This is a genomic window from Bradyrhizobium sacchari, from assembly GCF_002068095.1.
GTDB lineage: Bacteria > Pseudomonadota > Alphaproteobacteria > Rhizobiales > Xanthobacteraceae > Bradyrhizobium > Bradyrhizobium sacchari.
In genome coordinates, this window is record NZ_LWIG01000059.1 from 71,606 (window position 1) to 84,879 (window position 13,274).

The following is a 13,274-nucleotide window of genomic DNA, read 5'->3' on the forward strand; positions in this document are numbered from 1 at the left end:
CCGACGCGCCCTTGATCCCGGCTCCGAGAACAGCGACCGGATCGGGGCCTCCCTTAGCCAGACAGGCACTTGTTAAAGAAGGTTCTTGGATCTTGATTACCGCGCCAACGTCGATTCAATGCTCCGCGGTCAGCGCGATTCCCCAGGGCCCGACCAGCCGGACAATGCGTCGATATCGTTCGAAGAAATGCGACGATTTCATCTTCGGAAAGCAGCCAATCGAGCCCGATGCTGGCATGGCTGCACTCACGGAAGTTGCGCGCCAGTAGACTCGCATTCGTGAAGTTCCAGATGCCGTTCTCGGCGTCAACAAGCACCGGCGGTTCGATCGAATCCAGGATGCGCTCATGCGCTTTCATGGCGAGGAGGCATCAAGGCCGGACAGGTCTGAACGTGCCCCCTTCCGCCGTGAAAGGGTGAGTGATCGATCAGGTCCCCAGAGGACTGACCCTGGTCTATATTGCAGGTCTTATTCTACGCAGGCGTTTTTGACTGGCCCGCGCCTTGATCAATAGACAGGTGACAGACTGCTGTCTTCTAGATCAAACACCGATGTTGATAGTTGATAGAGATCTGATTGGGGGTCGCGCTTTGGCGACCTCGTTTCTGTTAATCACCTACGGCAAGACCGCCGCGTTAGGCAAAAACCAAAGCACGCTCAACGCCACGCGCGTGAGTGGTGTCGAATTGATAAGATCCGCACAAAGCCGTCAGGTTCACTACACTTGCCGCGGGCTGGAGGAGACCTTCAAGTGCCTTCAGGCGCTCAATGCGCAAACGGTGCTGGCACGGCCGTTGCTATTGAGATGTGGCAACACTGAGTTGGGCCGAGTTCACTCAGATACGAAGATGAGCGCCACTCTCCTTCCGCTGAAAACGCTCTCCCCGCATTTCTGAAAGGGCGGGCTCGCGCACAATGTGCGTGTACCGCAATAGCGTTAGAGAGCAACATGGTGCTGCGTGTGGCGTCCATCGTTCCCCCAATTAAAGTGGAGAGCTGGTTGCGCGGCCAGCCCCTCACGAGCTTCCAGCCCGGGAAAGTGTACATCATCCAATTTTGGGCCGCTTGGTGCGGCGCATGTGTGGCAGCAATATCCAATCTGATCCAGCTACAAGAGACGTATAAAGATAGCGGACTTGAGATCATCGGAATCGCAGCATGCGAACGCACTCCGACGCCGGACGAGGGTCGAACCAGGTTGGACGCATGGTTGACCGAAACGTTCCCGAATCTAAATTATCGGATCGCGTTGGACGACACGGGTGAAATGAAAACGCTTTGGATGGACGCCACCGTGTCTTTCCGAATTCCTACTTGCTTTGTCATCGATCGTGAGGGCTACGTCGCCTTTATCGGTGATCCGGCCCGATTGGGCGACGTTTTGCCAACAGTTCTCCAAGGCATCCGGCGCACTAGTGATGATGCTACACTGGCGGATGCGGAATTGTCTCACGAAAAACCTTTGGTAGTAGATCTAGACGGATCGTTGCTGCTCACAAATCTGCGGTATGAGTCGTTCTTAAACGTATTGCATCTCGGGTTCCCCGCGAGTTTTGCAGCGGTCCGCGCCCTGGCCAATGGCAAAGCGGCCGCCGAAAATGATTTGGCCGAAGCATCCGAACTGGATTATGCGACTCTCCCGTACAACGCCCGCGTTATGGAACTAATCCAGGCAGCCAAAGAACGAGGCACGAAGGTTTACTTGGCCACCGCAGCCAACGCGAAGCACACCAAGGCCATCGCAGACCACTTTGGCATTTTCGATGGCTGGTTTGCTTCTGACGCAAACACGAGTTTGTCGGGATCTTTGAAGGCTGAGACACTCACGGCTGCCTTCGGCAAGAACGGCTTTGATTACATCGGCAACACTCCCGCAGATTTACCAGTGTGGGAGATTGCCAACAAAGCCTACGTGGTCGGCCATTCCAATTCAGTAAAGCGCCGGCTCGTGGCGCTCAAGAGTAACCACGTCGCATTAGATCACTCGAACGCGACCAGCGCGGCGTGGTTCAAGGCTCTTCGGGTCCACCAATTTGTCAAGAACCTTCTTATCTTTGTGCCATCGGCGACCTCGCATCAATTTACGTTGGCCAAAATCATCGCAGATGTAATCGCGTTTCTTGCTTTTTGTGTTTGTGCGTCGGCCGTCTACATTCTCAACGATCTGCTAGATCTTAAATCTGACCGCGCGCACCCCCGCAAGCGTGCTCGTCCCTTTGCGAGTGGCCTTCTCGAATTGCGGACCGGCTTGCTGATCGTTCCGGCGCTCCTCATATTGTCTTTGATGTTGTCGACCACAATCTCACTTGAGTTTGTCGGCGTATTGGCGGGCTATTTTGTTCTAACGAGTGCCTATTCTCTTTATTTGAAGCGAAAGATGATTGTGGACGTCGTGGTGCTGGCAATGCTCTACGCGACACGCGTTCTTGCGGGCGGCGTGGCAGCTGAAATTCAACTTTCGCAGTGGCTCTTCATGTTCTCTATGTTCATTTTCACCTCGCTCGCGCTAATCAAGCGGTACGTTGAGCTGTCGACGAGACTCGACCGCGGCCTCCCGGATCGTTCAGATCGTGACTATAGGGGCGGAGATGCTGACATCGTTGTCACTTTAGCTGCTGCCTCTGGCTTGAATGCTATTACGATTTTTGCACTCTATGTTGCATCACCGGATGTGCAGATGCTGTATCGACATCCGAAGGCACTGTGGCTCATTTGTCCAATTCTTCTGTATTGGATTGGCAGGGCGCTTATGATGGCGAACCGGCGTCTAATGCACGACGACCCTATTGTCTTCGCACTTACGGACCGTATCAGCGCGATTGCCATCGCTTCGATTGTTGCCGTAGTTATACTCGCCATTTGACGCATTCTAGATTGCTTCCTGGGCGGCATTGGCTTGATGCGCTCGTCGCCTCCATACCTCGCGACAGCGCGCAGGACAGAAATACTCGAGGTCGGACTATGCGGCGGTCGCGTGCGTTGAGAGTGACGTGGACACAAGCTGGCGGGACATGGTTGAGGACCTGGCTGATTTCGCGATGGCGACGGGCGACGGCGGAGATCGTGACGGACCTCCGGGGTCTGCCATGAATATCTGCGGCAACGTAGACAGAGGCCAAGTAGCTGCGCGACAGCGATTGCTCCTCGATGCTACCTACCACAGCTCGGAATGACGGCCGTGGTCGGCACTCGATGAGCTGGCCGCGAGGTTCAACGATGTCGTAAGCCTTTGTCGCTGAGCATGTGTAGTGCACTCTATCAATCCTGGGAGGAGATGGCTGGCCTCGGGCCAGTTAAAATCGTCTCGGGAGCTGATCCATCGAAAGGGGCGTCCCCTTCGAGCTGGCAGGAGGAGCCTATGCTAAGAGATAACCACTTTGCCAACGGAAGAACGTTGTCAGTCTTGCTCGATGGGAGTTTGCTAGCTCTTTCTGCCGTAACCACAGTCATCCTCTTTGCTCGGCTGCTATACTACAGCAGGTACGGCCTCGGAATCATGGTGGATGGTCTCTACCTCAACTCTATTGCGAACCCATTCGCCTACGCGATCAATAGTCCGCCTTCCCTTTTCGGCTTCGTCTATCATTGGCCATATCAGTGGGCGGATGGCGACATCGCAGTGCTTCGCATGGCGAACGTCACACTCACCATGGCACTGAGCTGGATTCTCAGCTATCTGATGGTCGGGCGCCTCTGGAGAGTGAGCTGGCCGCATGCTGCGGTGCTATCGGCGGGCATCGCCAGCATGGCATTAGTCGCCTTTCACCTCTGGCTGCTCACCCCCAACTACTTTATACTGAACATTCAATCGGTCTTGATGGTGATGATCGGTCTGCTGCTAGGCGATCGGCCGGGACGCATGCGCCAAGTCTTGGGGTGTATCCTGGTCGGCGTTGGCGGCTGGTGCTGCTTCATGGCCAAGCTGACTACCGCTGCGGCCATTGCGCTGATCGTTGGGCTTTATGTCATTTTGCGCCGAAAGTCGCCGCTGCTCGTGGTCGGCTCGGCGCTGGTCGCGCTCTCGCTACTCATAGTTACCGCGTACTTGATCGACGGTGGCATCGCCGGGCTGGTAGGCCGTATGGTCAACAGCGCCAAGATTGAAGTTCTGCTGGGCAGCGGGCACGAGGTGGCTAGCATGTTCAGGATCGACTGGCTCGCCACCAGTCGCTCACAGCTCGCTATCGCTGCGGTGGCGGCGACTGCCCTTCTGCTCAGCACTCTCATGGAGCCTACGCAGAGGTTGATCCGATCGCTGGCTCGCACTGCGGTGTTGATCTTAACCATTGCGATTGCGCTGCTGGGGATCGATCCGATCGGCATCGATCCCTCGACCGTATTCTTGGTGGCCGTCTTCACATGCCTTGGCGCGACGCTTTATCGGGATGGAATGGTTCTGCGCTGCCAGGCTCCGACCAGCATCGCTCTAGCGCTGACCTTTTTGATTCTGCCGCACCTGTCCGCGTTGGGCTCCGCTGTCAATTACTGCTGGATGCTCGCGGTCGTTGCTTTCCTGAGCCCTCTTGCGCAAACCGGACGTAGCGCCGCCACCCTGCTGCCCCTAACGGTGTTGGCACAATTGCTTACTAGATCGCGGGCGATATAGGGCGCACCCGTGCTCTTGTAAGCGCGAGATCTGTCGATGATCGTATCAGCCTTCCAGATAAGGCCACCCGTCTTCGAGTCCAGGGCATATAGCGTTCCGTCGAACGCCGCCACATATACTCGGCCTTTCCAAAAGGCGACGCCGCGATTTACGGGGCCGCAGCACGCTTTCGAGTACAAAGCTGCAAAACTTGCCACGCCCGGATCGAACCGCCAAAGTTGTTCGCCTGTCGCCGCGTTAAGCGCATAGACGATGCCTGCTATGCTGCTGAGGTACATGACGTCGTCCACAACTATCGGGGTGGCCTCCAGTTTCGACGCGCCGTCGATGTCACTCGACCAGGCATAGCCAAGCTTAGCTACATTGTCCTTGTTGATCTGGTTGAGCGGAGAGTTGTAGCTTTGGCGCCAGTCGCGACCACCGGTCGTCCACTGGCCGGGCTCGCACCGCCACTCTGGAGTCACGGCGCAGGTCGCGTGTGAAGCAGGTAGCTTAAGAGATACGGCCGCAAGCAGTGATGCAGTTAAAGCGACAACAATAGCGACTCCAATGACCGTCATTTGTTTGTATGTGGCCATTTTCATCTCCCTAATGGTAGTTGGGGAAGTCCGAAGTGAGCAATCAACGGCCGAGCTGCTTAGGGGCCGGCCTCGTGCGCTTGTATTCCCTCCAAAAAAGGAGGCGGGGCCGATCTGGATCGATGGTGCTCGCCGCCAGCAGTCTGTTGCTTGGGGCGGCCTCATGTTGCCCATCGGCCGACCGGCAGGCATCGTTCAGACTGTTGGAAATTCCGCGATACGGAGTCTCGAGCAGCCGTAGGGAATGAGCTCGACTACGGTCTCGGGTTGGTTGGTCTTGACCGGACTCATGGGCACCGGCGCTGCATTGGCCCCGTTCATGCCCCATTGAGGGACTAGCTTCGCCTTCACTCTAAGAAGCATCGGGACATCGTTTTGCGAGGGAAGATATTCGTTCGAGCCAGGCGCCCGAACTGGCTCTCCCTTTTGAGCAAACGGCATTGAACTGATCTTATTGAAGATCATCTCGCACTGTGGGTTGTTCCTATCGATCGAGAGCGCGTAATTCCAATCGGTGGTCGGCGCGATATGCCAGTCGACACAGCCGAGCGGCGCCGAAACCGGCAGCTCGTCCGTTCTATAAGCGGTCAGCGTCGGAATTCTCTCGAAGGCCACCCCAATTCGAAGGACGAAAAAGAGCGGCCCCCAGGCAACGGCCACGGCGTTGTTATCACGCGTTTCTGTACGTATCTTGAAATTGAAGTTCAACGTAACGACGTCGCCGTCCTTCCATTCGCGGTCCACCTTCAGCATGGTGCCACTCTGCGGTCGCCACGGGGTCGCGTTGCCCGAGACGGAAACTTCGGCTTGGCTTGACCACTTAGGAATCCTGAAGTGAAGCGGGAAGCGGACCGGCTCCTTGCATCGGACGGTCACACGTACGCGGTCGGAAAACGGATAGTCTGTCTCGACGGCAAGCTCTATCGGCGCACCTTTTCCGATTTTGCCATTAACGCGACAGGGACCATAGCTCATCGCTGCCAAGCCCTCGTCCGCGGTGGCCATCCACATGGAGGCTACATAACGTGGCCATGGCGCATGCACGTCGGCCAAGGGCCCCGGATAACAGGGCTTGAATCCGTAGATATTCCCGGCGTCGGTCCCCGGCGAATTCCATGGACGCTTGGCAACCGATACCAGGACCTGATTCGACTGCTGGTAGAACTGCCGCGCCCACATGTCGGCCGTACAAGCGCCAGGGAAAGCGTTGAAGATCAGTTGCTCGATACGATCGGCGACCTCCACGTTACCCATGACCGCCACGATGTTCTCGAGAGAGAAAAATGACTGCGCGACAGCACACGTCTCGCTCCCAACGATAGGGTCGGTGCTTACGAACCATCCATCGGCTCCCCATCTGCCTCCTACCTGACCATAAGTTTGATCGAGATTGGCCATTCCTTGCACAACACTTTCGCTTTCACTCCGATCACCGGAGATGAGCGAGTGGAACGCGGGATAGCTGAGAGCCATCACTGCGGTGAAGCCGTGACGGCCAATTGGGGTCTGGCCTTCATAGGCAGGTTCACCGGCCTTGCCCTTGGCATCGCAATAATGCGGGACGAAGTCGCACATCTCCGCAAAAGCCTTGGGGTCTTTTGGAAAGTTCCTGAAATAGTTCTCGAAGTCATCGATAGAACGCTTCGTGCAACGTTGCAGCAAGGCAAGCACATCCGCATCGCCGGTCTGGTTATAGTACCAGATGCCCGCACTCAGCAGCACGCCGGACCATTTCGAGCTGAATACCGCGAGGTTCTCGGGTTCGCGCACACTATCCGCATAATCCAAGAAGCGGCGAACAAGCTGAATGGCTCGCTGATCGCCGGTCAACTCATGGTATTCCGGCATGACTCTGGCCAACCATGACCACGCGATGACGCTCGGCGTCACGCTGGTGAGGTCTTTGACTGAAAGCGCGTGGTCATATAGGGTTTTCCGACGGCTTTAAGCTCGTCGTCATGAAGGACACCGGCGAGCATCGTCAAACCCTCAAGCCAACGCGGTACGAAACGAGCATTGGTGTCGAACACGCCGTCGCTGACATTCTTACCAGTATCGCCTTTCCATCCAGATTGCCCAACGATATCCCACAGTCCGGGAAGATCACGAGTGATACCGCGCGCCTGCAAATTAAGTTGGTCGAGGAGCCACCCCGTTGGACGGACCGCACCCAGCGGCAGTTTGACGTAACGGCTTCGGCCCAATGGGGCGCGATTGTTCGGATAATTTGCGTTTGCCGCCCAGGATGGTTCGTGGTCAGCAGGTAAGACCCCCGAAGGAGCGCCTTCGACAACGTTGGAGCTAAGCACGCCGGAAGCAGCGACCGCAGCAATGAGTTCACAAAACTCGCGTCTATTCATTTGCATTCCTTCGGAAGAACTTCGATCTAAGTCCGGTCGGAATTCGACCTGAACAGCGCCCCTCTTGGTCTCGAAGATGAGCTCGGCATCTGATGCGCCGATGTCGGTTCGTCTAAACCGCCCTGACAATTTCGAGACGAATTTGACAGACGTACCCTGTCAGCCGACGGCCCCCGGGAAACGGAAACTCTCATTGATCTCATTCTAGGTTGCGGCGCGCCGGAGCAGGCTACGAAGCTACGATTCGTAGGCGGGCTGCATCTCGGATATAGTAATGATGGCTCAATCCCGCACGCTGCGCACTTCCCATTACTAGTCGTGGACGCCAATCGCGTAGCAACACCAGGTTAGCGCGCACACGAGATGACCGAAGCGAGACGACCTCAGTGAGGGCACGACTCTCGTCGAGACGACGGAGACCGGATCGAGTTGCAGCGCGATATGCAGGAAATATTGGGAATTCGGCCATCGTAAGGGACGAGTTGCATCATGGCCCGCACGATGGCAGAAAAAAGATGAGGGCCATAATGGACGAGTATTGTCCGAGCCCACGATCACAGCAGCATCGCGGCCAGGATTGTGGCGCTCGAAAGCCAGCCATGCTCCGGCGTACGGTTATGGTAGCCGGCAAGAGGATCCGAGCCGATGCCAACCCCAGCTGAAGACTTGGAAGCAGTCGCCGGTTCTGAAGAGTGCACCGACGGCCTTTCAAGACCGTCCGCCCTCGAACACAACGAAAGCCCGACTCCATGTCGCGCAACGCTCGCTCTCCCAGCTAGGGCTAGGACATGAACCGGACATCGCCAAGCAGTCCATTGCAAATCTCATTGCTCATGAGAAACACCTTGGTTGTCGATGTTCAGGCGTTATCCGGTCCGTTCATTTCAAACGGGTGGGACAGGGTCGCACTCAAAAGAAATTCGCGAATTTAGAATGCGCGAGTACGAGCTCTGACGCTCCACCACCCGGTGCAGCGACCCGCGCGGCGCTTCAATTCGCGCAGGCGCGCTCCGTTAATTCCTGCTCACATTCGCCGGGATAAGCATCCCTACCGCGGCTACAAACAGCTACCAAAAGATGTTCAACGCAGCCAAGGCATTCAGAGCGCTGCCAGTTTGCGTTGTATAAGTCACGCTGGTAGGGTGATCTATATAACTCAGGCCCACGCTGCCATAGATGCCTGGTGCAAGATGAGCGTTGTAACTCACCGTTATGGCTTTGCTGTCGGTGTGGGCTAGCTGGTTCTTGAGCAGAGCTTGGTAGACCGAGTAGTTGCTGAAAACCGTATCGGTCAACACCAAGGATATCAAATCGTCTGGACGGCTATTGAATAGACCCTTGCCGTACAGCCTTGCCTCATAATATTGGCTAATTGTATTAAGCTCTGGTGGCGCGTACATGACTGAAAACCCGGCGTAGACGCCACGGCCTGCGGAGCCCTTAACCGGAACACTCTGCCAAAGCTGCCGATCGGCCAAAAGGTAATAGAAGCTATTTCCTTCCGTTCTGGTTCCGGGAAACTCCTTATTGTTGTAATTACTCGTATTGTACGCGGCGCCGGCCCGTACCCACATTTGGGCTACATTTGGTGCGGCGTCGCGTTTATAGCCAAATTCGTTGAGATAAAGCACCCCAGCATTCGGGACCGTCCAATCGACAGCTGCCGGATTAGCATTGACCTCAGCAACTTGGCCGTCGGGACTGACTGAGCGTTGCGCAGTCACCTTATCATAAAAATGATCATCAATATTGTATTTGAAGATCACACCTGGGGTAGGCACATTCGCATTGTTGATCCCACCCTGGTAAATGATACTCCCTGCCGGACCGAAGACGCTTGAGGCCAAGCTTCCGCCCACGTTAGTGCCAGCGAATTCCCACCCGTTGTGGACATAACCTAACTTCAGCTCGAACGTTCGGTCCAAGAATGTCTGATAGTAGGTCGCCATAGTGAGTCCGAAGCGGCTAGGGCCACCGCCATTCCACGTGTACTGACTATCCCCAGCGGCGACAACGATCTGACCATCCTGAATCCCAAATCGACTGAGATCGTATGTGATGAACATGAAATTTTGGGAGCTCGCCGTGAAATTCTGCCCATTGTACAGCTGTTGAGCGTGCGTGGGCGCGAACGCGTGAGGCAAGGTGTTTTCGTAAAAGTTGTTCAGACTCATGCCTATATAGCCGATGCCAGCTTTCGCAAGCTCGGATCGAGCGCCCCCAACATCCGGATCAATCGTATCTTTGAAGCCCGGGAGCCCGATGTTCAAACCCTTAATGCGGAGAGAATCGGGATCTACCGGCGCGTCCGTTTTGACTTTATCTGCTGGCGACGCAACTGATCCGTTGTTGTCACTCCGTATGTTCGCATCGGCAGCATACGCCGAGGTCGCTCCACTCATCCCAGCTACTGCCAGAAAGGCGGCAAAGGAAAGCGGCCATGCATCAATCGCAGAGTTAGAAACAAGTGCGCTTCCAGGACGAAAGTTCGCGCATCGCATCGATCCTCCGGGCATCACTAAACGCAATCGCCTAGCAGTGGTTGCGAAACTCATCCAACCGACAGCAGCAGAACCAAAATGCAAAGCTCCGCAACCAGTGAAAGCGCTAGACACGGTCGATCGCAATGTAACGAACTTGCCGGACCGCCGCGGCCTCGCAAAATCAGAATCAGCATGGGTAAATATCACTCCGATCGTTCGTTTTAGCACGGAAAGTCTCCAGAAAGTACGCAACCATGGATTGGTGAATTAGGCCCCCCACGCGAATGGGACGTGTATGCTCAAGCCTCGGTGAATTGGCTAGTGCGACGACAATCAACCGCCGACCCCAGCAGACTGGATGCAGTCGCACCAACGCAAGATATCTTCGTCATGAGCATCTCCGGGGCCTGGATGTTTTGTTCTGAAAGCAAGGGCCCGACGTGGCTGCGAAGATGCTCTCCGCATCTGATGTGCCAATGTCGGTTTGGCTAAGCAGCAACGACGATTTCCAGACCACTTTCACAGACGTACCCAACGCTTCGTGGCAAACGTCCTCGATCGCATGGATGTTCGGGACCACCGGCTGCCGACACGCCAAGGGGACTAGAAGAGAGTCGACTTGCGAGAATCGGCGCATTCCGTGGAGCCTGCAGTGATCCAGCATAGAAAGCAGGAATCGAAGAAACTGCGGCCCGTTCGATGAAGGGCCTGTTTCCTGTCAAGCTGAGGCAGCGGAAGAGGCTCGGTACGATGGATGTAAGGTACGCGATCGCAATCGCGCGGTGCGAAATGGACCGGCAAGGGAAGACGCTTCAAAAAACGTCCGCAGCAACATTCAAATTCGTATCAGCTGGTCAAGGTCGCCAAGATGCGCCCATTCATGGAGCGCGATTACAATAAGAGGTCGGTCCTGGCACTTCCCTTGCTGTGTGGTCCGGCTTTGACCATTCCGGAAGACTGCGCACCGCAGCGCGTTGAAGTGGGGACCAGTCGAGGCCTTCCTGATTCGCTTGGCTCGAGTATCCTGAAGCCGCTAGTGCGCAATCGAGAGAGTTTCTTCCTCCTGTGAGCTAGCGTCTCGAATGGGATGTCCATCTGCGAATTTCGTCGGCGACGAGATCCGGCCGCTCTTGGTGGACTGGGTGGCCGCAACCGGGCACGACCACGAGGCGGGAATCCGGTATGCCCTCGGCCAAGGCGGTGGAAAATTCCTGGGGACAGATCCAATCCTCCGCGCCGCAAATGACTAGGCTCGGGACCCTGATGTCACGCAGCCGATCCCGCAGGTCGTAGCGCTCGCCCTGGTAAAGACGGGTATGAACCTCGGCGCTAAGCGGCATGGTTCGAGCCGCTTCCAGCGCGACGTCGGGTGTCCACCGCGCGTCGTCGAGGGGGCTCATGGCCAAGCGGATGAGGCGAAACTCAATGTCGTCTACCATCCCTATCCCGAACCGCTTCTCGGCCATCTGACGGGTCGCCATCGGCGCCAGTGCCGCCCGGCGGTCGAAGCCTTCCAAGGCGCGCGCCTTAAAATGATGGCTCGCCGCCGTTCCGATAAGTACGAGATGCGAAACGCCTTGCGGATATTTGAGAATATGAGCAAGGGCAACCATACCGCCGAAGGAAAAGCCGGCCACAGCAACCGGTCGGTCGCCGGTAACAAGTTTTCGTAGCGCCTCCAAATCATCCACCAGTTGATCGAAGGTGATTGGTTCGGCCTGTTCCGATCGACCGAAACCGCGCTGGTCATAGGCGACGAGACGAAAGCTGTCGGCGAGCGGACGGAAGGCCGCAAAATCTGGCCCGTGCTCCGACGAGCCCCGCCCACCATGGACAACAATCAACGTCCGGGCGCAATCTTCACCGGCAAACGCACAAAGGAGACGGGCGCTGTTGACCCGTACATAGTCATATCTGACTGTCATCGTGGTTGGCTTGTCTGATGCTCTCCGGGCTCGAGCTGCTCCCGCTCACTTGGCTGCTTTGCAGGGCGGCAACAAGGCGGTCACGGCTACACCAAGCTTCGGCATGGCCTCTCCCGCACCTGCCTTGCCGGTGACGATCGCGTCCACATGCTCCTGGATAACGGAAGGGATCTTCAGCCCGTTGGGGCCCGGCCACATATACCAGCTAGTCAGTTTTCCCATCTGGGCGAGGGCCGTCGCCTGATTTGGATGGCTCTTGTAGAAGGACCCGAGCAACGCCGGATCATCGACTGCGCGCTGGCTGACCGGAAGATAGCCAGTATTCTGGGCCATGATGGTCTGGCCTGCCGGTCCGGTGGCAAACTCGACGTAGTCCCAAGCCACTTTCTGCTTTTCCGGATCGGAGGTGGTGACGACGAGAATGGTTCCGCCGGCGGGCAGCTTCCCATTGGCCGATGTTATCGGAAACGGCAGGGTTCGATATTCGAAGGCCGTTTTGATCTCCGCCTCGTTGCGAACCGTCGAGGCGCCGGATGCGGCGGAAATTCCGATCGTGCCGGAGGAGAAGGCCTGTAGCACCTGCTGCCATGACATCGCCGGCATGCCTTTGTCATGAAACAACTGGAGAGTCTCAAGCGCCCACCGCCCCTCGGGATTATCGAAGCCGATGCCGCAGCCGTTCGTCGCGTCCATTCGCCCGCCGGCGCCCCGAATGAGAGCTTGAAGCGTCCAGTTGCCCCAGGAATCGTACTGGAATGCGAAGCCGGTAAGCTTGGGATCAAGCGTCGAGATCTTCCGCCCAAGCTCGGCGATGCCCTCCCAGCTGGAGGGGAAACTCTCCATGGACCCGCCAGCGCGGCGCACGAGACCGACATTTACATGCAGCACTGGAAGTGAGATCGCGAAGGGCACGCCGTACTGGCGCCCGGCGACGGTGCCGAGCGACAGGATTGGCGGATAATAGCCGAACGCCTCCCATCCGCCCTGGTTTTGAACAAACCGGTCCAACGGCAGGGCGAGACCACGTTCGGCGACCAGATCGATATGGTTCATGCCGACGAATGCAATGTCAGGTGCCCCGCCGGTGAGACGAGACTTGAGGAGTTCGTTGACGACGTCGTCATACGTTGCAAGCGGCGCACGTAAGTCGATTCGAACGCCGGGATGCTCGGCCTCAAAGCGCCTCGCAATTTGCTCCTGCGTCGTCCTGTAGCTGCTCGGCAGCGCGTAAGAGACGGCCAGTACTGTCTCCGCATGAACGGCGGCTGAACCTAGCAAGCTCAATATAATCGCGCTGAGGCAGACAGTTTTGGTCATAGAT

At 56.7% G+C, this 13,274-nt stretch carries 9 protein-coding genes and 1 pseudogene; 3 read left to right on the forward strand and 7 right to left on the reverse strand.

Translation table 11 applies throughout. From position 1 onward, the window contains the following. Positions 1–53: 53 nt before the first annotated feature. Positions 54–359 (reverse strand): hypothetical protein, encoded by a 306-nt coding sequence (locus A5906_RS42155; RefSeq protein WP_136615734.1) that lies wholly within the window; start codon positions 357–359, stop codon positions 54–56. Positions 360–591: 232 nt separating this feature from the next. Between A5906_RS42155 and A5906_RS36175 the strand changes: the two genes are divergently transcribed. The 3 genes from A5906_RS36175 (at position 592) to A5906_RS45675 (ending at position 4,607) form a co-directional block, all read left to right on the forward strand. Next, positions 592–897, forward strand: coding sequence for a hypothetical protein (locus A5906_RS36175; RefSeq protein WP_136615735.1), 306 nt, complete (start codon positions 592–594; stop codon positions 895–897). 53 nt (positions 898–950) lie between these two features. Next, positions 951–2,864 (forward strand): UbiA family prenyltransferase, encoded by a 1,914-nt coding sequence (locus A5906_RS36180; RefSeq protein ID WP_080139903.1) that lies wholly within the window; start codon positions 951–953, stop codon positions 2,862–2,864. A gap of 495 nt (positions 2,865–3,359) precedes the next feature. Further along, complete coding sequence (locus A5906_RS45675; protein ID WP_245327094.1) at positions 3,360–4,607, forward strand: hypothetical protein; 1,248 nt, start codon at positions 3,360–3,362, stop codon at positions 4,605–4,607. A 38-nt stretch (positions 4,608–4,645) separates the two neighbouring features. On the opposite strand, the pseudogene A5906_RS46535 reads toward A5906_RS45675, so the two are convergent. From A5906_RS46535 to A5906_RS36210, 6 genes and pseudogenes are all read right to left on the reverse strand, one after another. Beyond that, positions 4,646–5,377 (reverse strand): annotated as a pseudogene (locus A5906_RS46535) (outer membrane protein assembly factor BamB family protein); the annotation flags it as partial. Positions 5,378–5,380: 3 nt separating this feature from the next. Continuing rightward, complete coding sequence (locus A5906_RS36190; protein ID WP_136615736.1) at positions 5,381–7,075, reverse strand: beta-L-arabinofuranosidase domain-containing protein; 1,695 nt, start codon at positions 7,073–7,075, stop codon at positions 5,381–5,383. Beyond that, positions 7,072–7,545, reverse strand: a complete 474-nt coding sequence (locus A5906_RS42160; RefSeq protein WP_136615737.1) for a hypothetical protein — start codon at positions 7,543–7,545, stop codon at positions 7,072–7,074. The genes A5906_RS36190 and A5906_RS42160 overlap by 4 nt, the downstream gene beginning before the upstream one ends. 1,067 nt (positions 7,546–8,612) lie before the next feature. Continuing rightward, positions 8,613–10,256, reverse strand: coding sequence for a carbohydrate porin (locus A5906_RS36200; RefSeq protein WP_136615738.1), 1,644 nt, complete (start codon positions 10,254–10,256; stop codon positions 8,613–8,615). Positions 10,257–11,098: 842 nt separating this feature from the next. Further along, complete coding sequence (locus A5906_RS36205) at positions 11,099–11,953, reverse strand: alpha/beta fold hydrolase (protein ID WP_080139914.1); 855 nt, start codon at positions 11,951–11,953, stop codon at positions 11,099–11,101. 45 nt (positions 11,954–11,998) lie between these two features. Then, on the reverse strand, positions 11,999–13,270 hold the full coding sequence (locus A5906_RS36210; RefSeq protein ID WP_080139915.1) for an extracellular solute-binding protein: 1,272 nt from the start codon (positions 13,268–13,270) through the stop codon (positions 11,999–12,001). Positions 13,271–13,274: the final 4 nt, after the last annotated feature.